Source organism: Duganella hordei, assembly GCF_040369125.1.
Taxonomy (GTDB): domain Bacteria; phylum Pseudomonadota; class Gammaproteobacteria; order Burkholderiales; family Burkholderiaceae_D; genus Rugamonas; species Rugamonas hordei.
The window spans coordinates 178,973-200,097 of record NZ_BPWI01000012.1 but is presented as its reverse complement, the minus strand read 5'-3'; the positions used below and the strand labels follow the sequence as shown (position 1 = coordinate 200,097).

Annotated in this window: 26 protein-coding genes; 11 read left to right on the top strand and 15 right to left on the bottom strand. The window is 65.0% G+C overall.

The genetic code is table 11. From position 1 onward, the window contains the following. Both ABWW33_RS24375 and ABWW33_RS24370 read right to left on the bottom strand, forming a co-directional pair. On the bottom strand, nt 1-468 hold a 468-nt coding region (locus ABWW33_RS24375), incomplete at its 3' end, for an Hpt domain-containing protein (RefSeq protein ID WP_353404092.1). Continuing rightward, nucleotides 468-1,295 carry a protein phosphatase CheZ gene (locus ABWW33_RS24370; protein WP_353404091.1) on the bottom strand — a complete coding sequence of 276 codons (828 nt, stop codon included), beginning with the start codon at nt 1,293-1,295 and terminating at the stop codon, nt 468-470. The genes ABWW33_RS24375 and ABWW33_RS24370, both read right to left, overlap by 1 nt. A 389-nt stretch (nt 1,296-1,684) precedes the next feature. Between ABWW33_RS24370 and ABWW33_RS24365 the strand changes: the two genes are divergently transcribed. The 6 genes from ABWW33_RS24365 (at nt 1,685) to ABWW33_RS24340 (ending at nt 5,997) form a co-directional block, all read left to right on the top strand. Continuing rightward, the gene (locus ABWW33_RS24365; protein WP_176654437.1) at nt 1,685-2,149 is read left to right on the top strand and encodes a universal stress protein; all 465 of its coding nucleotides are present in this window, start codon (nt 1,685-1,687) and stop codon (nt 2,147-2,149) included. Between the two features lie 92 nt (nt 2,150-2,241). After that, complete coding sequence (locus ABWW33_RS24360; protein ID WP_090314830.1) at nt 2,242-2,886, top strand: response regulator; 645 nt, start codon at nt 2,242-2,244, stop codon at nt 2,884-2,886. A gap of 302 nt (nt 2,887-3,188) precedes the next feature. After that, a complete protein-coding gene (locus ABWW33_RS24355; protein ID WP_176654503.1) occupies nt 3,189-3,986 on the top strand; it encodes a Crp/Fnr family transcriptional regulator in 798 nt (265 codons plus the stop codon). Between the two features lie 184 nt (nt 3,987-4,170). Next, nucleotides 4,171-4,371, top strand: a complete 201-nt coding sequence (hemP, locus tag ABWW33_RS24350; RefSeq protein WP_353404090.1) for a hemin uptake protein HemP — start codon at nt 4,171-4,173, stop codon at nt 4,369-4,371. Nucleotides 4,372-4,473: 102 nt separating this feature from the next. Beyond that, complete coding sequence (locus ABWW33_RS24345) at nt 4,474-4,806, top strand: hypothetical protein (protein WP_353404089.1); 333 nt, start codon at nt 4,474-4,476, stop codon at nt 4,804-4,806. A gap of 9 nt (nt 4,807-4,815) precedes the next feature. Beyond that, nucleotides 4,816-5,997 carry a DUF2325 domain-containing protein gene (locus ABWW33_RS24340; RefSeq protein WP_353404088.1) on the top strand — a complete coding sequence of 394 codons (1,182 nt, stop codon included), beginning with the start codon at nt 4,816-4,818 and terminating at the stop codon, nt 5,995-5,997. 33 nt (nt 5,998-6,030) lie between these two features. Here the strand turns inward: ABWW33_RS24340 and ABWW33_RS24335 are convergent, their stop codons facing one another. The 5 genes from ABWW33_RS24335 to ABWW33_RS24315 are packed head-to-tail and all read right to left on the bottom strand — an operon-like array spanning nt 6,031 to nt 10,397. Next, nucleotides 6,031-7,395: a sulfite reductase subunit alpha gene (locus tag ABWW33_RS24335; protein WP_353404087.1), complete on the bottom strand. Its 1,365-nt coding sequence runs from the start codon at nt 7,393-7,395 to the stop codon at nt 6,031-6,033. Then, entirely contained in the window at nt 7,392-8,381 is a 990-nt protein-coding gene (locus tag ABWW33_RS24330; protein WP_353404086.1) for an FAD:protein FMN transferase, read from the bottom strand. Before ABWW33_RS24330 ends, ABWW33_RS24335 begins: the two co-directional genes overlap by 4 nt. 6 nt (nt 8,382-8,387) lie before the next feature. Next, nucleotides 8,388-9,218, bottom strand: coding sequence for a DUF4198 domain-containing protein (locus ABWW33_RS24325; protein WP_353404085.1), 831 nt, complete (start codon nt 9,216-9,218; stop codon nt 8,388-8,390). Between the two features lie 9 nt (nt 9,219-9,227). Further along, nucleotides 9,228-9,737, bottom strand: coding sequence for a DUF2271 domain-containing protein (locus ABWW33_RS24320; RefSeq protein ID WP_353404084.1), 510 nt, complete (start codon nt 9,735-9,737; stop codon nt 9,228-9,230). Nucleotides 9,738-9,767: 30 nt separating this feature from the next. Next, the gene (locus tag ABWW33_RS24315) at nt 9,768-10,397 is read right to left on the bottom strand and encodes a PepSY-associated TM helix domain-containing protein (RefSeq protein WP_353404083.1); all 630 of its coding nucleotides are present in this window, start codon (nt 10,395-10,397) and stop codon (nt 9,768-9,770) included. A gap of 166 nt (nt 10,398-10,563) precedes the next feature. Between ABWW33_RS24315 and ABWW33_RS24310 the strand changes: the two genes are divergently transcribed. After that, a complete protein-coding gene (locus tag ABWW33_RS24310) occupies nt 10,564-11,058 on the top strand; it encodes a pyridoxamine 5'-phosphate oxidase family protein (RefSeq protein ID WP_176654428.1) in 495 nt (164 codons plus the stop codon). Nucleotides 11,059-11,118: 60 nt separating this feature from the next. On the opposite strand, the gene ABWW33_RS24305 is transcribed toward ABWW33_RS24310, so the two are convergent. The 6 genes from ABWW33_RS24305 to ABWW33_RS24280 all read right to left on the bottom strand — a co-directional run bounded on the left by ABWW33_RS24305 (nt 11,119) and on the right by ABWW33_RS24280 (nt 15,907). Continuing rightward, the gene (locus ABWW33_RS24305) at nt 11,119-11,484 is read right to left on the bottom strand and encodes a KGG domain-containing protein (protein WP_176654427.1); all 366 of its coding nucleotides are present in this window, start codon (nt 11,482-11,484) and stop codon (nt 11,119-11,121) included. Nucleotides 11,485-11,629: 145 nt separating this feature from the next. Next, nucleotides 11,630-11,860 (bottom strand): metallophosphoesterase family protein, encoded by a 231-nt coding sequence (locus tag ABWW33_RS24300; protein WP_353404082.1) that lies wholly within the window; start codon nt 11,858-11,860, stop codon nt 11,630-11,632. Further along, nucleotides 11,857-13,485 (bottom strand): ATP-dependent DNA ligase, encoded by a 1,629-nt coding sequence (locus tag ABWW33_RS24295; protein ID WP_353404081.1) that lies wholly within the window; start codon nt 13,483-13,485, stop codon nt 11,857-11,859. Before ABWW33_RS24295 ends, ABWW33_RS24300 begins: the two co-directional genes overlap by 4 nt. Then, nucleotides 13,478-14,506 carry a ligase-associated DNA damage response exonuclease gene (locus ABWW33_RS24290; protein WP_353404080.1) on the bottom strand — a complete coding sequence of 343 codons (1,029 nt, stop codon included), beginning with the start codon at nt 14,504-14,506 and terminating at the stop codon, nt 13,478-13,480. The genes ABWW33_RS24295 and ABWW33_RS24290 overlap by 8 nt, the downstream gene beginning before the upstream one ends. A 73-nt stretch (nt 14,507-14,579) precedes the next feature. Continuing rightward, a complete protein-coding gene (locus tag ABWW33_RS24285) occupies nt 14,580-14,810 on the bottom strand; it encodes a hypothetical protein (protein WP_353404079.1) in 231 nt (76 codons plus the stop codon). 146 nt (nt 14,811-14,956) lie between these two features. Next, nucleotides 14,957-15,907, bottom strand: coding sequence for an aldo/keto reductase (locus ABWW33_RS24280; RefSeq protein WP_353404078.1), 951 nt, complete (start codon nt 15,905-15,907; stop codon nt 14,957-14,959). An 89-nt stretch (nt 15,908-15,996) separates the two neighbouring features. On the opposite strand from ABWW33_RS24280, the gene ABWW33_RS24275 reads away from it, so the two are divergent. From ABWW33_RS24275 to ABWW33_RS24260, 4 genes are all read left to right on the top strand, one after another. After that, nucleotides 15,997-16,887 (top strand): LysR family transcriptional regulator, encoded by an 891-nt coding sequence (locus ABWW33_RS24275; protein WP_353404077.1) that lies wholly within the window; start codon nt 15,997-15,999, stop codon nt 16,885-16,887. Between the two features lie 67 nt (nt 16,888-16,954). Next, nucleotides 16,955-17,458, top strand: a complete 504-nt coding sequence (msrC, locus tag ABWW33_RS24270) for a free L-methionine (R)-S-oxide reductase MsrC (RefSeq protein ID WP_176654419.1) — start codon at nt 16,955-16,957, stop codon at nt 17,456-17,458. A gap of 138 nt (nt 17,459-17,596) precedes the next feature. Then, complete coding sequence (locus tag ABWW33_RS24265; protein WP_353404076.1) at nt 17,597-18,178, top strand: TetR/AcrR family transcriptional regulator; 582 nt, start codon at nt 17,597-17,599, stop codon at nt 18,176-18,178. Next, nucleotides 18,178-19,041, top strand: coding sequence for an alpha/beta hydrolase family protein (locus tag ABWW33_RS24260; RefSeq protein WP_353404075.1), 864 nt, complete (start codon nt 18,178-18,180; stop codon nt 19,039-19,041). Before ABWW33_RS24265 ends, ABWW33_RS24260 begins: the two co-directional genes overlap by 1 nt. On the opposite strand, the gene ABWW33_RS24255 is transcribed toward ABWW33_RS24260, so the two are convergent. Together ABWW33_RS24255 and ABWW33_RS24250 are read right to left on the bottom strand one after the other, a co-directional pair. After that, nucleotides 19,034-20,257, bottom strand: coding sequence for an RNA polymerase sigma factor (locus ABWW33_RS24255; protein ID WP_353404097.1), 1,224 nt, complete (start codon nt 20,255-20,257; stop codon nt 19,034-19,036). The two genes, ABWW33_RS24260 and ABWW33_RS24255, sit on opposite strands and share 8 nt — an antisense overlap. 25 nt (nt 20,258-20,282) lie before the next feature. Further along, the gene (locus ABWW33_RS24250; RefSeq protein WP_353404074.1) at nt 20,283-21,101 is read right to left on the bottom strand and encodes a YciI family protein; all 819 of its coding nucleotides are present in this window, start codon (nt 21,099-21,101) and stop codon (nt 20,283-20,285) included. Nucleotides 21,102-21,125 lie beyond the last annotated feature (24 nt).

Genomic DNA, 21,125 nt, shown 5'->3' with positions numbered 1-21,125 from the left:
GGCGGGGGCTGCCGCGGCGGCGACCGGCGCGGCGGCCGCAGGCGCGGGCGCCGGGGCGGCTGCCTTGGGCGCGGCGGAGCTGGTCTTGCCTTCGATGGCGTCGGTCAGGATGATTTCCAGATCCTTCGGCATCGCCGGCAGGCTGTCCGGTTCGGCACCGTTGTTCAGTTCGGCGAGCTGGTCGGCCACGAAGCCGGACGCCTGCAGCGCCGCCTCGATCGCGATCGGCGTCACCGGCGCGGCGCCGGTGCGCAGCGCGTCGAACAGGTTTTCCGTCAGGTGGCACGCCGCCACCATCGCAGGCAGGCCCATGAAGCCGGCGCCGCCCTTGATGGTGTGGAACGAGCGGAACACCGCGTTCAGCGTCTCTTTGTTGTCCGGGTCGCGTTCGAGCCGCAGCAGATGCTCTTCAACGTTGACCGCAAGATCCATCGCCTCGACGACGAAATCCTTGAGCATATCGTCCATTAGAATCCCAGATCAGCAAGCAGGTCGTCGACATTGTCCTGGTTCAGCGCTACGGTCGGAGCCGATGGGCCGGACATCAGAGACACTTCTTTTTGCGCGATTTTCTCGCGTACCGCCGGCGGCGCATTGTCGCGCAGCAGTTCTGCCAGTTCGTGCTCCACCGTCTTGGTGATGTTCACGACTTTCTTGATCAGTTGGCCGGTGATGTCCTGGAAATCCTGGGCCATCATGATTTCCAGCAAACGGGCTTTTTCGGCCTCGGTGGCGGCCGACACGGCCACCGCAAACGCCTGCGAGTCACCCGCCAGTTGCTTGAACTGCTCCAGGCTCAGCTTGCCGGCGAACAGGTCGGCCCAGCGGTTTTCCATGTCCTTGGATTTTTTCGACAGCGAGTCCTGCTCCGGCATGCCCTCGTCCAAGGTGTTGAGCACCTTGTTGGCGGCTTGCTCGGTCAGCGTGGCGACGTACTCGAGGCGGTCCTGGGCGTCGTTGATTTGCGACGACGCCTCGGTCAGCGCCTTGTCGTAGCCCAGTTCGCGCAGCGAATCGTGCAGCAGGCGGACGATGCCGCCAAGGCGTTCGAACATCGGCTTGTCTTCGCCGTCGGCCGCGGCTTCGCCGGCGGCGGGAGCAACCGCGGCGGCCGGAGCCGGAGCGGCTACGGGAGCGGGGGCCAGTGTGGCCGAAGAGACTTCGTCAAACAGGCTTTCCAGGTCGTCTTCCGCGGCGGCTGGTGCGGGGGCAGGCGCTGGAGCGGGCGCTGCGGTCTTGCTCTGAGCAGACACTTCATCAAATAATGCGTCGAAATCATCAGCGGCGTTGGTCATAATCCCTGCTTCTCCATAATTTGTAAAATTGCTGCCCGAAACTTGCATGCCATTGATGCAGCTTGGCAATATAACGCACGTACCCGAGTGTAGCAGGGCGCAGCCAGATTATTCAATCCCAGAGTCGGCTAGCCTGCCCTGCGCTCCGGGTGCTGGCCAAGTTTCGTTGTATTTGGAGATACTAACATCGGATACATCGTCAAAACACGCCTTGAGACACAAAAGTAGTGCCCCTATGCAAAAAAAGGCGGTAAAAAGTATGAAAGCCGACACTAGTACCATGGGATAAAGCGGATTTATTTGATAAACATCAAGTATTTCCAGACTAATAATAATGTAAATCGCGACTACAATTAAAGTAGCGCGTTGGTTTGAAAAGGAGGTTCGCCATGTACCGGAAAATCTTGATCACCACCGACGGTTCGGCCGTATCCAGTAAAACCGCCTGTGCCGGGGTCGCTTTTGCCGAGCAGATGAAGGCAGAGGTGCTGGTGCTGTTTGTAGCGCCGGAATACCAGTACCCGATCTATGTGGAAATCATTCCTCCCAGCTACCCCAGCGAGGAGGAATACCGGGCCTCGATGCTGCGAGCGGGCAAGGAGCACACGCAGGACGTGGTCGATTCCTGCGCGCGCCGCGCCGTTCCCTGCGAGGCAATGACGGTGTTTGCCGAAAGCGCGGCGCTGAAGATCGTCGACGTGGCGGAAAAACACCATTGCGACCTGATCTTCATGGGCTCGCACGGCCGCAGCGGCTGGGGCCAATTGTTGCTGGGCAGTGTAACCAACAAGGTATTGTCACATGCCAAAATTCCTGTGCTGGTTCACCGCCTCATCAAGGAGCCAGGCAAATAAAAAGCGCATATCAGATGCTTTTTATAGTAAGATAATAAGCTTAGCTCAAGCACAACCATAAATACCATTAATCACTTTTTATAGCAGCCCTTATGATTCGAATTGTCATCGCCGACGACCACACCATCATGCGCGAAGGTCTCAAGCGCATACTCGATGGCGCGCCGGACATCGATATCGTGGGGGAGGCCATCGATGGCTTCGAGGTGCTGGGCCACGTGCGACAGGGCGGGTTCGACCTGCTGCTGCTCGATTTGTCGATGCCCGGCCGCAGCGGCGTCGACCTGATCCGCCAGATCAAGGCGGAGGCGCCCAAGCTCGCCATCCTGATCCTGACCATGCACGAGGAAGAACAGTACGCGGTGCGCGCCATCCGTGCCGGCGCCCAGGGCTATCTGACCAAGGAAAGCGCCGGCACCCAGCTGGTCGGCGCGATCCGCAAGGTCGCTTCCGGCCGGCCCTACATCAGCACCGAAGTGGCCGAGCAGCTGGCCTTGAACATCATGATGCCGAACGAGAGCCTGTTGCATAAGCAGCTGTCGGACCGCGAGTTTGAAGTGTTTTCTTTATTGGTCGCGGGAAAGTCGATCACTGAAATCGCCAACAGCCTGCATCTGAGCGTTAAAACCGTCAGCACGCATAAAACCCGGATTATGCAGAAAATGGGCATGAATTCCCTGTCCGAAATGGTGCAATATGCTGTCGCGCACCGCTTGTTATCCCCGTTCAAAACCTGACCTCCGACCGGATCAGTAGGAGTACTCCTACAATCCTGCGCTAGCTCCTACGCGCATATTCAGCCATTGCTGATATCTATCTCCCCCCTCCGTTGGCATACTGAAACCATACGATTTTGCTGCACAGCTACAAGATCCGCAGCACGGTGCCGCATGACAAACCAACAGGAAACAAAGCAACGCGGCACACCCCAGTTCCCTTCCATTCGAAAAGCAATACCTGTACACAGGAGAACAACATGCTGTCTACGCATACGTCTGAAATTCGTCCAGCCACCACCACGACGATGCAGTCCTCGTCGATGGAAGCGGGCCGCCAGCGTCAGGGGCGGCTCTGGTCGAACCTGAAGGAAGTCTGCGACCTGCTGCATATACCGGCGGCCTGCTCGGTCACCACGGAAGAACTGCTGTTCCAGCACGTTCAGTTCAAGACCGGCCAGCGCATCCACACCATCGGCCAACCCTTCGATACCTTGTACATCGTCAACTCCGGTTTTCTGAAAACCGTGCTGATCGACGAGTTCGGCAATGAGCAGGTGCTCAGCTTTCCGATGAAGGGCGATATGCTAGGCGTGGACGGCATCCACACCCGTCATTATTCCTCAGAGGCCGTGGCATTGTCCGATTGCGACCTGATACTGCTGCCGTTCAAAAAACTGACAGCGTTAGGAAGAGTCCATCTTGAACTGGAGAATATGATGTACGGCGTCATGAGCCGCGAACTGGTGCGCGAACAGGCGATGATCGGCATGCTGGGCGCGCTCAGCGCCGAGGCCCGCGTGGCGCGTTTCCTGGTGTCGCTGGCGGAGCGCTTCGCCCAGATGGGCTATTCCAGCAAACTGTTCAACCTGCGCATGACGCGCCATGAAATCGGCAGCTACCTGGGCCTGACCCTGGAAACGGTGAGCCGCACGCTGTCGGCTTTCAACGAGATCGGCCTGATCAGCGTCGATCAACGCACCATCGGCATCAAGGATCCGGAGGCTCTGAAAACTCTGCGCCGCCTGCCGCCGTCCCGTACCCGCGCCAAGCAACTGGCGGCCGCCAAGACCAAGGGCAGCGAAGCGGTGCCTCCGGGACAGTTGCTGGCAGCGCTGTAGCCGCGCAGCCCACAGCGCAGTCCGACAAATTTACCCAGCCTTCGGCCCGGCCTCCCAGCTGGGTCTTTTTTTGTCCCACCTCCGCGCGCAGCCCGCACGATAGCCAAATAAGGCTTGCATTCCGTTCCGCCTTCCTCAATAATGAATACAAATGCGAATCATTCTTATTTAAGGAAGAGAGACTATGCCCATCACCCTGCCCGCCACGCCACCGGCAATCGCCGCCAGTCCCGCCGCCAGCGCCACCGCGCACGCCGTGGCGCCGGTCAAGCGCATCAGCAGCGCCGGCCTGATGGACGGTGGGCGCGAGGTCGAAATCGAACATGCGGGGCGGATTTACCGCTTGCGCATCACCCAGCTCAACAAGCTGATTTTGACCGCCTGACCAGGCGCGTTTGATCGCGTACCCGGGCGCCGCCGCGCCCACTCCCCTGATTAGCCAGCCACACCGCCAGCCAGACTCCCCTTTCGAACCAAGGAGCGTTTGATGGCCATAGACCGTAGCAATCCGATTTTTCTCGCGCCCTCGCAGGGCGGGCACAATCCAGAACTGATGCTGTCCGCCGTGCTGCATCTGATGTCGCACTACACCGCCGGCAGCGACGACGCCGGCGGCTGCGTCAAGCTGGCCTCCGTGATCGAGCGCCACCTGAAAGCGCTGGCCGGCCTGCCCGACCTGGCGCCGGTGCTGACAGCCACCTGCCAGCAGTTGTCCGAGCAATGGGCACAGGTGGTCGAGCGCAATATGCAGTTGCAGGAAAAGAGCAATTTCCTCAGCCGCATCATGGCGCGCGCCCGCACCGCGCCGGCCACCGCGTAGGAGCCGGCCATGTGCGACAAACACGATACGCCGGCTGCCATGTTCCAGCCCAACGATGACACCCAGGCCTCGCGCCGCCGCCGGCTGTGGGAACTGAGTCACGCCTGCCATTGCCCGCTGGTCGGCGTAGGTTTTCCGCTGGGCGTGCTGCGCAAGCTGGTGGACAAAGTCACGTCCGGCAAGGTGGTGGCCGACGATTATGAAGTGCACGTGGGCGCCGTCACCGAGTGCGGCAGCCGCAACCGCTTGTCCGAGGCGCTGCAGAAGGAGCTGGAGCGCCGCTATGCCGCCGTGCTGCTGCGCTTCCGTGCCGCCAAGACCACCGAACAGGTGGCCGCGATGTGGCGCGTCGCCGTCGCCAACGGCGACGTGGCCGGCGCGTTCTGGGCCGGCCTCACGCATCCGCGCTGCAGCGCCGAGCTGGAAGAGCAGATGTGCCGCGACCTGCACATGGTGCAGCACCAGGCTGGCGCCTGCGTGCGTGCAGATATCGGCAAGTTCAACGCCACGCTGGCCGAGAACGCGCGCCTGGCGCACGACCTGAACAAGGCGCAACAGCGCGGCGCCGCGTTGTTGGCGGAAAAGACCGCCGACGCCGAAAGGCACGCCGTGCAATTGATGCAGCTGCGTGCGCAGGCGGTCGGCAAGGACAGCATGATCGATTCGCTGCGGACGGAGCTGGAGCAGTTGCGCGCATCCATCCCCGGCCTGGAATCGCGCGCCAAGCTGGCCGAGAGGCTGGCGCAGATGGAGGAGCGCGAACGCGCGCTGCGCAACCAGATCGTCGAGCTGAAAGTGGAAGCGATGCGTGCCGCCGAACCGGCAGCGCCGATACAAGAAGAGACTCGCCAGGTCGTCGAGCACGTGATGAAAATGCCCCTGCGCCTGAGCGACCGCTCGGTGCTGTGCGTGGGCGGGCGCAGCGGCAACGTCGCCACCTACCGCGAACTGATCGAACGCGAAGGCGCGCAGTTCTCGCACCACGACGGCGGCCTGGAGGACAACGCCAACCGCCTCGACGCCAGCCTGGCGGCGGCCGACCTGGTGATCTGCCAGACCGGCTGCATCAGCCACAGCGCATACTGGCGGGTCAAGGACTACTGCAAGCGCAACGGCAAGCGCTGCGTCTTCATCGACAATCCCAGCATCTCCAGCCTGGCGCGCGGCCTCGAACAAGCCGGCGCAGAGTAAAGACGACGATGCGGAACGCGCGTCAATAGACGGTCAATAAACGTCGCGCCGGTAGCGGCCGGCGGCGGCCAGCTGGTCCAGCCGCTCGCGGCCCAGGATGGCGGCCAGCGCCTCGTCGACGCCGCCGGCCATGCCGTCCAGGCTGCCGCACACATAGATGGCGGCGCCATCGTCGATCCAGCCGCGCACCGCCCCGGCGTGCTCGACCAGGCTGTCCTGCACGTAGCGGCGCTGGGCCTGGTCGCGCGAGAACACCATGTCCAGTTGTTCCAGCATGCCGGCCTGCCGCCATGCTTGCAGCTCCTCGCGATAGTGGTAGTCGTGGGCTTCGTTGCGCTCGCCGAACAGCAGCCAGTTGCGGCCCTGCCCCGCCAGCGCGCGCGCCTTCAGATGGCCGCGCAGTCCGGCGATGCCGCTGCCGTTGCCGATCAGGATCAAAGGCCGCGCCGCGTTGTCTTCCAGGCGGAAGCGGCGATGCTGGCGCAGCCGCAGCTGTATCGTCGCGCCGATGTCGGCCTGCCGCGTCAGCCAGCCCGAGGCGACACCATGGCTGCCGTCCTCATGGCTGTGCAGGCGCACCAGCAGGTGCACGCGGCCATCCGCCGGAATCGAGGCGATCGAATATTCGCGCGGACGCTCGGCGTCGGCCGGCGCGGCAATCTGCACCAGGTCGCCGGACTGCCAGTCGGCCGGTTCCCCGCTCTGCGGTTCCAGTTCCAGATGGTAGACCGGCGCGCCGGCGCTGCCGGGATTGAGCAGCACGCGTCCAGCCAATCGCCAGTTATCGAAGGCCGGCGCGCTCCAGTCCGGCGCGTCGCTGGTGCCGGCCAGATGGCTGAGCTGCTGGCGCCATGCACCGATCGCGGCGGCCGAACTGCGATTGACTTCGATGCGCGGGAACAAGCTTTGCGCCCCCTGCGCCTGCAGCCACTGATCGAGCGCGCGGCCGAAGCCGCAGAACTGGGCGTAAGCGCTGTCGCCCAGCGCCAGCACGGCGTAATGCAGTTGCGGCAGCGGCAGGTTTCCGGTCATCAGGCGGCCGGCGAAATGCGCGGCGGCATCCGGCGCGTCGCCTTCGCCGTAGGTGCTGACGAGGAACAGGATGCGTTCGGCGCGCTGCAGGTCGGCCGCATGCAATTCCGACAGCTCGCTCAGTTGCGCGGGAATGCCTGCCAGGCGCAGCGTGGCCAGAGTCTGTCCGGCCAGTTCTTCGGCGTTGCCGGTCTGGCTGGCATAGGCGATGATCCAGCCTGGTGACGCGGCCGCTTCATCTTTGGCGCGCTGCGCCGCTTCGCGCTTGCGGCGCGTGCGCAGGTAAGGCGCCAGGCAAACCAGCCCATAGCTCATCGCAAGGCTGGCTACCAGCATCAATCGGGTGGGGTCGTTGGTCCAGATCATTCGTCCAGCATGTTTCGTAAGTGGGTGCTCAGGTGTTCGGCGCCGCCGCGCGCGACAAAGCGGGCCGCCAGGCCAAGGCGCTCGGCCAGCCGCAGTCCTTGTTCGGCGCCCAGCACGGTCAGCGCGGTGGACCAGGCGTCGGCGGCCATGCATTGTGGATGCACAACGGTAACCGAGGCAAGGTCATTGGCGATCGGCATGCCGTTGCGCGGGTCGATGGTGTGCGAATAGCGCCGGCCATCGAGCTCGAAATAGCGCCGGTAGTCGCCCGACGTCGCCACCGCCAGGCCGTGCAGCGCCAGCACCAGTTCGTCCGCCGCCATGCCCGGCACCTGCTCCAGCGCCACCCACCACGGCTGGCCATCGGGCTTGACGCCGGCGCCGCGCAGCTCGCCGCCCACCTCGACCAGAAAATGCAGGATGCCCTGGCTCTTCAAATAAAACGCCAACCGGTCCACGCCGTAACCCTTGGCCACGGCCGACAGATCCAGCTGCACGCCGCCCGGCTGCAACGCTCGCCTTCCCTCGCGCTCAAGCAGCACCGGCCGCGCGGCCAGCGCAGCTTCTATCCGCCCGCCCGAAGGCGGCGTAAAACCGGGCTGGTCGAAGCGTCCATGGGGGCCGAAGCCCCACAGGTTGACCAGTTCGCCGGCGCAAGGATCGCAGGCGCCGCCCGACTCGCGCGCCACCTCCATCGCAAACGCCAGCACATCGAAAAACGCCGGCGGCAACACATGCCAGCTGCCGGCGGCGGACCGGTTGAAGCGGCCCAGGTCGGAATCGTCTTCCCAGTGGCTCATCTCCGCCACGACGGAATCCAGCTGCAGCTGCAGCCCTTGCTCGATATGGGCCAGCGCGTCGCCCGGCGCGGCCACCAGCCGCACCGACCAGCTCGTGCCCATGCTGCGGCCGGCAAAATCGCGGATCGCGCCGCCCGCCGGCGCCGGGTCTTCGGAAATAATATGAGGCAGGAGTACCCGGCGCATTATTGTTTATTGCGGCAGGATTTCCACCGTCGCCGCGTAGCTGACGCGGCGCGGCGCCATCTGCGGCGGCTGGCCCGGCGTTTGCGGCGCGGCGGCCGGCCACGCGCTGCTGACCAGGTACATGCCCGCCGCCGGCAGATCGAAAGTGATCTCGCCCTTGGCGTCGGTGCTCTTGCGGATTTCGCCCAAGGTGCCGCGATAGCGCACGCCGCCGGGAATCAGGCTGAACGCCTGGTTGGCCGCCGGCTTGCCGTCCAGCAGGAAGCGCCAGGTGGCTTTCTCGCCCGCGCGCAGGTCGTTGGGATGGGTGACCGGCACCAGCTCCAGGCCGACGCCGGTCGGCTTGAACACCGCCATGTCCGGCGTGCCGGTGGAAACGAAAGTCTCCAGGCGGCTCTGCATGCGCGACAGCTTGACCTCGGTCGCGTCGGACGGCACATCCTTGGCCAGCGATTCCTCGGTGCCGCGGAAGCGCTTCATTTCGCCTTCCTTGTTCTTGTAGCTGCCCATCACGCCTTGCGACACCAGCGCGATCTTGTAGGTGCCCGGCGCCGGCAGCTTCAGGTCGAAGGTGTTGCGCAGCTTGCCGTTGCTGACGTTCTGCAGCTCCAGCTTGCCGCCGTCCGGGCCGGTGACGACGATGCCGTCCAGCTTCAGCGGCTGGTGGTCGATATCGAACAGGCCTTCCGAGATAGCCGCATCGACGGTGACCCAGGCTTCCTTGCCTTCGACGTTGGTGGACGACGGCAGCAGCCACGGCTTGTGCGCCTGCGCGCTCAGCGACAGACCAGCCAGCGCCAAAGCGATCAGGGTTTTATTCAGTTTAAGTTTGAACATGGCGGCGCCTTAAGGTTTGAGTTGTACCACCACGGCGCCCAGTTCTTCCTTGCCCTGGCCGGTGAGGTTCTGCGCCGACTTCGGCGGCCATTGCAGCGGCACCTTGACCACTTCGCGGCCGCCGGCTTCGCGCGCCGCTTCCACCAGCAGCGTGTACTGGCCCGCCGGCAGCTTGTCCAGCGCGGCTTTCGACATGGTCAGCGTATGCTCGCCCGGCGCCTTGGTTGCGCCGCTGACGCCGTCCATCGGCATCTCGACATCGCGGCCGCTCTTGCGCCACCACTGGCGCACATCCTTGAGCCACTTGGTGCCGGCGTTGTCCTTCTTCTTGACGTCGTACAGCACGGCCAGGTTGGCGACCACTTTCTGGTCGGCGTTTTCCAGCCACGCGGCGATGTAGGGACGATGATATTCCGCCACGTTCAGCTGCGGCACGTCGAGTTTCAGCGCCAGGTCGGCGGCCATGGCCGATGCGCTGGCCAGGGGCAGGCTCAGTGCGATGGAATAGCGTAATTTCATGAAGGTCCTGTCGAAAAAGAATGTATAAACTTAGTGAATAAACAGCAGCGCAATAACAAACGGAATCAGGATGCCCAGGCCCACCATCGGCCAGGTGAACGGCCGGTTCGCCGCATGGAACTTGAGGATCAGCAGGCCGGTGATGCAAAACACCAGGCAGGCCACGGCAAAGATATCGATGAACCAGTTCCAGGCCGCGCCCGTGTTGCGCCCCTTGTGCACGTCGTTGAGCCACGAGATCCAGCCGCGGTCGGTGTTTTCGAATTCGGTGGCGCCATCTTCCAGCGCGATGCGCACCCAGGCGTCGCCGCCGGCCTTGGGCAGCGGCAGGTAGACTTCATCGGCCGCCCATTCGGCGGGGCGGCCGCCGGCCTGCACCCTCCAGGTGTCGTTCAGCCATTGCTCGACGGCGGCCGGCAACGGATCCTTGGCGCCATCGTGCGCCTGGGCATACACGCGCAGCTGCGCCGTCAGCGGCGCCGGCAATTGCGCCTGCTTGCGCACCACGACCGGCTTGGCCTCGATCTGCGACGAATGGTTCAGGGTGATGCCGGTAATGCTGAACAGAAACATTCCCAGCAAACACATTGCCGAGCTGATCCAGTGCCATTGGTGCAGGTTCTTCAGCCAGACAGCGCGGCTGGCGTTTTGTGCGCTCACACAGTTTCCTTTTACGAACAAACATAAATGATAATTATTATCATTTGCGAAGTCAATCACCTTCATGTATCGCGAATGTAAAGCTATGTGCAGTTCCGTACAGAAGCGTGCGGCGGCACAGGCTAAGGTTAGCCTGATCCATCCACTATTATCATGGAGGCGCATCATGCCGCTCTATACCCAGGAACAAATCAACACCCTTGCCGCCAAGATCAAGAGTGTGCGCTTCGGCATGTTCACCACGACCGACGATAGCAATGTGCTCAGCAGCCGTCCGCTGACCACCCAGCAAATCGACAACGAAGGCAATATGTGGTTCATCACCTCGGACGAGGCGGGCTTCATCAACGATTTGCAGCAGCATCCCAACGTCAACGTGAGTTTCTCCGACCCCGGGCACCATACCTATTTGTCGGTGTATGGCCAGGCTTATCTGCTGAAGGACCGCGCCAAGGCGCGGGAATTATGGAATCCTATGGCACGCGGCTGGTTCCCCGGAGGGCTGGACGATCCGCATCTGGCGCTGATACGCCTGAAGATACAGTCGGCCGAATACTGGGACGCAGGCTCCAGCAAGATGAAGCAGCTGCTGCATATCGCCAAGGCCGCCGTCACCGGCCAGCCTGCGCAGGAAGTGGGCCGGCACACCATCTGCCTGTAAAAAAACCTGCAGGCGCTTGCCTGCAGGTTTTTCAGCGTTGAACACTGGGAGGATCAAGCGTCAGGACTTGGAGCCCGAGCCGCCCGATGAGCCGCCACGGCTACCCTTGCCGCGGTCCTCGTCTTCCTCCTCGCTGCCGGCTTTTCCACCGCTGCGCGATGCGCTGCCGGGCGAGCTGCTTTGGCTGCTGCGCGTATCGTTCTTGTGGCTCATGCTGCCGGCACGGCGCGCCTCTTCCGAAGTGAATTCGTGCGCCGTACCTTTTTCATGCGCCGCGCGGCCGCCTTCAGCCGCTATCTCGCGTTGCTGTTCCGGATCCATGGAAGCGAAGCCGCGCTTGCTGGTATCGCTTTGCTGGCTGCCGGATTTGCCGCCCTGCTTGTTGCCTTGATCCTTACTTTGATCCTTGTCTTGATTCGTCGCCATGATGGGTCTCCTTTGATCGCGTCGCCTGCTTGCTACACAGGAGCAGCCATCGTAGTGCACAGCCCAGCCACACAATATAGGACGTGTGCAGTGAGCACTGTAGGACCATTCCGGGTACCGGTTTCCCCACCTGAGCGAAACTCAATTACGCTGGGCCCGGCACTTCGAACACCGCGTCGCCAGTGCTGACAACGATGCGCTCCGCAGGTTGCGTCGCCACCGCGTGGCCGCCGGTAAAGGCGCCAAACGACGGCAGCACCATGCGCGTGTCGCCGATCAGGAAGCATGGCAGCGTCAGCAACTCCCAGCCGCGGCGCAAGCGGTACAGCGGATGCACATGGCCCGCCAGCACGTAGAACGGCCCCTCGCCCTTCATGGCGCCGCCAGCAGGCTTTTCAAGACGTCGAGCGTGTCCGCATCCTCTATCGATTTATCCTCGCGCCGGCGCAGGATGCGCGGGAAGCGCACGGCGATGCCGGACTTGTGGCGCGGCGAACTGGCGATGCCTTCGAAGCCGATCTCGAACACCATGCTCGGCGTGACGCTGCGCACCGGCCCGAATTTTTCTATCGTCGTCTTGCGGATGGCCGTATCGACCTGCGCGATCTCGGCGTCGGTCAGGCCGGAATAGGCTTTGGCGAAGGGCACCAGCTTGCGCTCGCCGTCGGTATCGGCGTCCCACACGGCAAAGGTGTAGTCGGTGTACAGCGAAGCGCGCCGCCCGTGGCCGCTTTGCGCGTAGATCAGCACCGCGTCCACGCTGTAGGGATCGATCTTCCATTTCCACCAGGTGCCCTCGCTCTTGGTCCTGCCGACGCCGTAGCGCGCGTCGACAGCCTTCAACATCATGCCCTCGACGCCGCGCTCGCGCGACTCGTTGCGGATTTCCGCCAGCTGTTCCCAGCTTTCCGCCGCGATCAGCGGCGACAGGCGCAACTGCGGCGCGCCCTGCAGCTTGCGCACCAGCTTTTCCAGCAGCTGGCGCCGGCCGGACTGCGGCAGGTGGCGCAGGTCCTGGCCATCCAGCTCCAGCAGGTCGTAGGCCACCATCACCGCCGGCAACTCGCCCAGCAGCCGCGCCGAGACCTGCTTGCGCCCCATGCGCTTCTGCAGGTCGGCGAACGGCGCCGGGGCGTGGCCGTTCCAGATCAGTATCTCGCCGTCGATCACCACGCCGTCCGGCAACCGCAGCGCCGCCAGTTCGGGAAAGCGTTCGGTGATCAGGTCCTCGCCGCGCGACCAGATCCAGTTCTGCCCGCCGCGGCTGACCAGTTGCGCGCGCATGCCGTCATACTTCCATTCGACTTGCCAATCAGCCAGTTGGCCCAGCATGGCGGGGTCGCGCTCCAGCGCGTGGGCGAGGAAGAACGGATAGGGCTGGCCGCCGCGCTGCGCGTGCTCGTCCTCGCTGTGGGCCGAGATCAGTTGCAGGAAACCGGCCGCCGTCGGGCTGACGCTGCCGTCGGTCCAGCCCATTAGGCGTTGCGCCAGCACCTTGCTGTCCACCTTGGCGACGGCGCTCAGCGCGCGCGTCACCAGCAGACGCGACACGCCGACGCGGAAGCCGCCGCCGATCAGCTTGGTCAGCAGGAAGCGTTCGCGCGTGTCGAGCTGGTCCCAGTACAGGAACAACGCGGCGCGGATCGCTTCCGGCGCGGCGCCGCGCAGGGGCGCGATGGCAAGCTCGATCCAGTCGGCCAGGCCTATCCCGCTGTGCTGGGACGGCGGCGGCAGGATCAGCGCGATGGTTTCGGCCAGGTCGCCGACGGCGTGGTAGCACTCGTCGAACAGCCAGTCGTCCAGGCCCGAGTATTCGATGGCGTACTGGCGCAGCAGCTTGGTCGGCACGGCCTGGCGCGGCTTGCCGCCGGCCAGGAAGTAGACGGCCCAGGCCGCGTCCTGCGGCGCGGCGCTGGAAAAATACGCCTGCAACGCGGCCAGCTTGCGGCTGGTGGCCGTGGTCTCGTCAAGCTCCGCATAGAGACGGGAGAATTCATGCATCGCTGCCTCCGTCCGGCGGGGCTGCGACAGACTCGTCCGCCTCGTCGTCGCCATATTCGGTATCGAAGCCGCTTGCCTGCAAGCCCTGCTGCTGCAGCCAGCGCACCAGCACCGGTATCGAGCCGTGCGTGACGATCACGCGCTGCGCGCCGGTGGCGGCGATGGCCTGCATCAGCCCCGGCCAGTCGGCATGGTCGGACAGCACGAAACCGCGGTCGACGCCGCGCCGCCGGCGCGCGCCGCGCAGCTGCATCCAGCCGCTGGCGAAGGCGTCGCTGAAGTCGCCGAAGCGCTTGATCCACGGCGACCCGGCCGCCGACGGCGGCGCGATGACGATGGAGCTGCCGATGGCATCCCTGGGCACGTCGGTCACCATCACCGTGGGCGGCAGCGCCACGCCTTCGTCACGGTAGACCTGGTTCAGGGCCTGCACCGCGCCGTGGCAGATGATGGGGCCGATGGACGGATCGAGTCCGCTCAATATCCGTTGCGCCTTCCCGAAGCTGTAGCATTGCATGACGCTGGCGCGGCCCTGCCCGGCGTTGGCGCGCCACCATTCGTTGATGTCGGCAAACACCTCGCGCTCCGGCTGCCAGCGATACACCGGCAGGCCGAAGGTCGATTCGGTGATGAAGGTGTCGCAACGCACCGGTTCAAAGGCCGCGCATGTGCTGTCGGACTCGATCTTGTAGTCGCCGGACGCCACCCAGACCTCGCCCTGGTATTCCATGCGAACCTGAGCCGAGCCCAGCACATGGCCGGCCGGGTGCAGCGACAGCGTCACGCCGTTGTGCGTGACCCGCTCGCCGTAGGCCAGTCCATCGACGGAGATCGGCCCCAGCCGCGACTGCATAACGCGCACGCCGGGCGCCGCCGTCAGATAGTGCTGATGGCCGCCGCGCGCGTGGTCGCCATGGGCGTGCGTGATCACGGCGCGCTCCACTGGACGCCATGGATCGATATAAAACCGGCCGGGGACGCAGTACAAGCCTTCCTTGCGCACTACCACCATATCGGACATGGGCTGCTTTCGAAATTCGATGCCCGATTGTAGTGTTCGCGGAATGTCTTATCTGTCCGTCACCGCACCAAGATCACACAGGCTCGATAAATTCCGTCATGAAGCCGATATTCTCATCCATTTCCTGGTTGATTAAAACATGCTCGTCACCAATCATCAGCATGGCCTCGATTTCCGGTGACAGCCTCGGCGGTCCGCCCGGCACGGTTCTGTCCGCACTTGACGATAACCTGTGCTTCCCCTGACGCAGCAGGACTACGTTCTTTTTTCTGGTCGGCATAGCTAATCCGTTTTCTTTGGTCAACAAACGCGCCGGTCTGGAAGCACGGCGCACTGCCAACCAGAGTATCGCGGGTCGCGCTGACGCGCCATCGGAGGGTGCCTACAAATATCGTAGGAGTGCCTCGGAAAACGACTAGGAGTCGTTAGGAATAGCGGCCTCGGCCGCTTTCAGGCATTCAAACCCTTCATGCCTTCCTGCGGATAGCGCTCGCCCGCGGCCATCCCCGGCGGCAGCGCGGCGTCGATGCGGGCCAGTTCGGCGGCGCTCAGCTGTATCTGCAAGGCGCCCAGGTTCTCCAGCAGGTAAGGGATGCGCTTGGTGCCGGGGATGGGAATGATGTCCTCGCCCTGCGCCAGCAGCCAGGCCAGCGCCAGTTGCGCGGGCGTGCAGCCCTTCCCGGCGGCGATGTCGCGCACGATGCCGGCGATGCGCTGGTTGGCCTGCAGGTTGGCTTCGGCAAAGCGCGGGCTGAGCTTGCGGAAGTCGCCGTCCTCTAGCGGTGCGACCGTGCCCGTGAGGAAGCCCCTGCCCAGCGGGCTGTAGGCGCAGAACACGGCGCCGACGTCGCGGCAGGCCTGCAGCACGCCGTCCTCCGGATCGCGCGTCCACAGCGAGTACTCGCTCTGCACGGCGGCGATGGGATGGATGGCCGCGGCGCGGCGCAGCGTGGCCGGCGAGACTTCGCACACGCCGACGGCGCCGATCTTGCCCTGCCTTGCCAGGTCGGCCAGCGCGCCCATGGTCTCTTCCAGCGGCGTTTCGGCCAGGTTGAAACGGTGTATATAGTATAGATCGATATGCTCGACGCCCAGCCGCCGCAGCGATGCCTCGCAAGCGGCGCGGATGTAGGCCGGCGTGTTGTCGACGCGGCGCTCGTAGCTGCCGGCCCGGCGCACCAGGCCGAACTTGGTGGCGACGGTCACCTGCTGCCGTTTGCCGCGCAGGAAGCGGCCCAGCAGTTCTTCGTTGTGGCCGATACCGTAGCTGTCGGCGGTGTCGTAGAGGGTAACGCCGGCCTCGTACGCGGCCTCCAGTGTGGCCAGCGATTGGGCGTCGTCGGTGGCGCCGTAGAATTCCGACATACCCATGCAGCCCAGTCCCATGCGCGGTAGTTTCATGATGTGCTCCAGTTGGTGAGTGATGAAGCCAGTCTAGGCGCGCACGGCCGGCGGCGGAATATCAAAAATCGTGATACCTTTTCAGTATCATGAGAAAACTCGATACCCACGCGCTGCAGATCTTTGTCGCCGTCGCGCAATGCTTGAACTTCCGCCAGGCCGCCGAGCAGCTGCACATGACGCAGCCGCCGCTCAGCCGCGCGGTGCGGCAGCTGGAAGAGCGGCTGGGCGTCAAGCTGTTCGAGCGCGATACCCAGCACGTGGCCCTGACGCCGGCCGCCGCCGACCTGCTGCCGCGCGCGCTGCGCATTCTGGCGCTGCTGGACGACGCCGAGCTGGCGCTGCAGGCGCGCCAACCGGGCATGCGGCAGCAAGTGCGGCTGGGCCTGACCTCGTCGATGGAGTCCGACCTGTTCCGCGCCTTCACCGATAGCTTGTCGGCGGCGACCGACGGCGCCATGGCGCTGGACGTGCTGTTCGACGCCTCGCCGCGCCTGGTCGCCCGGCTGCGCGCGAGGCGGCTGGACGCGGCCGTCATCGCGTTGCCGACCAAGACCTTCGACCTGCCCGTGCTGGAACTGGGAAAACAGCCGACGCTGGTCGCGCTGGCCAGCCGCCATCCGCTGGCCCGGCGCCGCAGCCTGGCGCTGGCCGACCTGCAAGAGCAGCCGGTGTACTGGTTCGAACGGGCGCGCCAGCCGGCCTTCTTCGACCACTGCCACGCCGTGTTCCGCAAGCACGGCTTCGCGCCCCGCTTCCTGCTGGAGCCGCACGATCATCACGTGCTGCTCAGCGACGTGGCCGCCGGCAAGGGCATGGCGCTGCTGCCGGCCTCCTTCGCCGCCATCCGCCGCCCCGGCATCGCCTACCGCAAGCTGAAGGAAGGGGACGAGCTGGCGGCCGGCCTCGGCCTGATCGTCGCCGACGGCCATCCCGCCACCGCCCTGCTGCGGCGCCTGGCCGGCGAAACGCTGGCGTGACCGGCAGCGCGCCGGCGCCGAAACGGCTACCATATCGGCTTAGCGAATTTTTTCTTAGAAGAAAACCATGACTTTCACCCTCAGCGACACCGCCTACAGCACCGACACCCCCGAAGCCAAGATCGCCATGTTTGGCGACCTGCGCTCGCAACTGAGCGGCCTGGTGCACGGCGAGAGCGACCTGATCGCCAACACCGCCAACTTCAGCTCGCTGGTGTTCAACAGCATGCCGGGCCTGAACTGGGCCGGCTTCTACTTCCTCAAGGGCGACGAGCTGGTGCTCGGACCGTTCCAGGGCAAGCCGGCCTGCATCCGCATCAAGAAGGGGCGCGGCGTCTGCGGCACCACCGTGGTGGAAGGCAAGTCCATCGTCGTGCCGGACGTGCACGCCTTCCCCGGCCACATCGCCTGCGACGTCAACTCCCGCTCGGAGCTGGTGGTGCCGGTGCGCGGCGCCGGCGGCGAGATCGTCGGCGTGTTCGACCTCGACAGCCCGCTGCCGAACCGCTTCGACCAGACCGACGCCGACGGCATCGAATCCCTGGTAAAAATCCTCGAAGCCACCTTCTAAACAATCCGGGGTCAGAGCTGACATTTGGACACGGGCTCAGCCGTAGCGCCGGCTACGGCTGAGCCCGTGTCCAAATGTCAGCTCTGACCCCGGATTTTTCACTTGCCAGCAGACCGACCGGTCTGTACAGTCCATGACATGACTACTTTACCCACCCGAGACCGGCTGATTCGTGCCATGGGCGATGCGCTGCAGCGCAAGGGCCTGCATGGCGCCGGCATCAGCGAAATCCTGGCCGCCGCCGACACCCCCAAGGGCGGCCTCTATCATCATTTTCCCGGCGGCAAGACCGAGCTGGCGGTGGCCGCCATCCAGCAGCAGGTGGCCGACCTGTGCGCCCTGCTCGACAAGCTGCTGCCCGCCTCGCCCGACCCGGTGGTCGCGCTGGAACTGTGGACCAGCAAGGCGCAGCAACTGCTGGCCGCCAGCGGTTTCCAGCGCGGCTGCCCGCTGGCCACCGTGGCGCTCGAATCGGAAGTCGACGATGTCGCGATCCGGCAGGCGCTGTCGGACGGCTTTGCCGCCGTGCGCGATCGGCTGGCGCGGGCCTTCGAGGCCTCCGGAAAAATCGCCAGCGCCGGCGGCCTGGCCGCGCTGATCGTGGCGGCCTACGAGGGCGCCCTGCTGCAAGCCCGCGTGGCGGGCAGCGTGGCGCCGATGGAACTGGTCAGCGCCACCCTGTTCCCCCTGCTGCGCGCACAACTCCAAGGAAAACCGTAATGATCAAACAACAACTCACGCTCAAGGCCGCCGACGGCTACCCGATCGCCGCCACGCTCTACCCCGCCGCCGGCGACATCCGCGCGCACCTGATCGTCGCCAGCGCCACGGGCGTGCCGCAGGGCTACTACCGCCGCTTCGCCGAGTTCGCGGCGGCGCGCGGCTACCGCGTGCTGACGCTGGACTATCGCGGCATCGGCCTGTCGCGCCCGACCACGCTGAAGGGCTTCAAGATGGATTACCTGGATTGGGGCCGTCTCGACCTGGCCGCCGCCGTCGAGCACATGGACGCCAGCAAGCAGGACAGGCTGCCATTGTTCATGATCGGCCATTCCTACGGCGGCCACGCGCTCGGCCTGCTGCCTAACCAGCACAAGATCGCCGCCTGCTACCTGTTCGCCACCGGCGCCGGCTGGCACGGCTGGATGCCACCGCTGGAACGCATCAAGGTCTGGATCATGTGGAACATCGCCGGCCCGATACTGACGCGCTGGAAGGGCTATCTGGCGTGGAGCAAACTGGGCATGGGCGAAGACCTGCCGCTGGACGTCTACCGTCAATGGAAAGGCTGGTGCCGCTACCCGCACTACTTCTTCGACGATCCTGACATGCACGGCATCCGCGCCAGCTACGACCGCGTGCGCATGCCGGTGATGGCCGTCAACGCGCTGGACGACCTGTGGGCGCGCCCCGCCTCGCGCGACGCCTTCATGGCCGGCTACCGCAACGCCAGCGTCACCGCCGTCACCATCGACCCCGCGCGCGCCGGCGTTGGCGCCATAGGCCATATGGGCTACTTCAAGGCGAAGGCGCAACCGCTGTGGGAGGACGCGCTGGCCTGGTTCCAGGCCCGGCTCATTTAGCGCCGGCGCGCGCCAGCAGCAGCGCGCGTTCCCGCTCGTTTTGCGTCAGCTCCGCCGCGCGCTGGAATTCGATGCGGGCTTCGTCGTGCCGCCCCAGCTTGGCCAGGAAATCTCCCCGCACGCTGGGCAGCAGGTGATAGTTCCTCAGCGCCGGCACATCCATCAATCCATCGACCACCTCCAGCCCCGCCTCCGGTCCGAAGGCCATGGTCAGCGCCACCGCGCGATTCAGTTCCACCACAGGCGACGGCGCCAGCTGCGACAAGGCGTCGTACAGCGCCGCGATGCGGCCCCAGTCGGTGTCGGCAGCCGTCCGCGCCCGCGCATGGCAGGATGCGATGGCCGCCTGCAGGCCATACGGCCCCAAGCCACGGCCGGTGTGCGCGGCGCGCTCCAGCGCGGCCAGGCCGCGTCGTATCAGCATCTGGTCCCAGCGCGCGCGGTCCTGCTCCAGCAGCAGTATCGGCTCGCCCTTGGCATTCACGCGGGCGCGGGCGCGCGAAGACTGGATCTCCATCAGCGCCACCAGTCCGTGCACCTCCGGCTCGCCCGGCACCAGTTCCGCCAGAACGCGGCCGAGGCGCAGCGCCTCCTCGCACAAGGTGGGCCGCATCCAGTCGGCGCCGGCGCTGGCGGAATAGCCTTCGTTATAAATCAGGTAGATCACCTGCAGCACCGACGCCAGCCGCTCGACCAGCTCGTGCGCGCGCGGCGCCTCGAACGGCACCTTGGCTTCGGCCAGCGTGCGCTTGGCGCGCACGATGCGCTGCGCCACCGTCGATTCCTGCACCAGGAAGGCGCGGGCGATTTCCTCGGTGCTCAAGCCGCCCAGCATGCGCAAGGTCAGCGCCACGCGGCCTTCGGTCGGCAGCACCGGGTGGCAGGCCACGAACACCAGGCGCAGCAGGTCGTCGCCGATGTCGTTTTCCAGCGCGTCGGCCACCGCCGCGTCCAGGTTGGGGGAGGCGTCCTGCAGCACGCCCTCCAGTTCGTAGGTCAGTTCCGCTTCTTTTTCCTGGTGCATCTGGCGCCGGCGCAGCACGTCCAGCGCGCGGTTCTTGGCCACGGCGGTCAGCCAGGCGGCCGGCTGGTCGGGCACGCCGGTCTCGGGCCAGCGCTCCAGCGCCAGCACCAGCGCGTCCTGCGCCAGCTCCTCGGCCTGGCCGACGTCGCGCAGCATGCGCGCCAGCACGGCGATGATCTTGGCGGACTCCATCCGCCAGACCGCCTCGACGACCTTGTCAACCTTGGCGGGCACGGGATTTTTTGCTGAAGGCTTCGCGCAGGCCCGTCTCCAGCAGCTCGGCGCGCAGGCGTTCCTCGGCGGCGCGCATTTCCGGGGTAAATTCCTGGTGGGCGATACGCTCGCAGGCTTCGCGTATCTCCAGCGTCAGGTCGCCGGGGCTGGGATAGGGATAGGCCTTGGCCCAGGCGATGGCGTCGTCGATCGACGCCGCCTGCAGCATCCAGTAGCCGGCGATCAGTTCCTTCACCTCGGTGAACGGGCCGTCGACCACCGTCGTCTTCGAATTGGCGAAGTGGACCCGCGCGGCATTGGACGTACCGCGCAGTCCTTCGCCCGCCAGCAGCACGCCCTGCCGCACGCCCGCTTCGTTGTAGGCGTTCATCACGTCGATGACTTCCGCCGGCGGCACCCTGTTGGCCTCCATGTCGGCGTCGGAACGGATGAACACCACGTAGCGCGTCAGCGACTCGTCGCGGCGCGGCAACGTGCCCGCCGCCGTGCCGCGATCATCGAAGCCGACGCAGCCGCCAGGGCAGCCGGGGTCGCGGATTTCATAGACTGCGCCGCTGTCGAACAGCGGAAACCAGCGCACCTGCTCGATCGCATCCTCGCGCGACTCGGCCTCGATCAGCGTAAAGCCGGCCACCAGCTCCTTGGGCGAGAACGGCCCCTGGCTCTGGCTCCATACGCCATCGCGGCGCACCAGCCGCACCGCTTCGGCGCTCGGACGTAAAAAGATTCCCGGCTCCAGCGCCGGCGGCTGCTGGCCGCGTTCGGTGTTCTGGTTGGCCCGGCGCAGTATCATGAATTCCATGGAATGCTCCTGTTTTTGTTACGG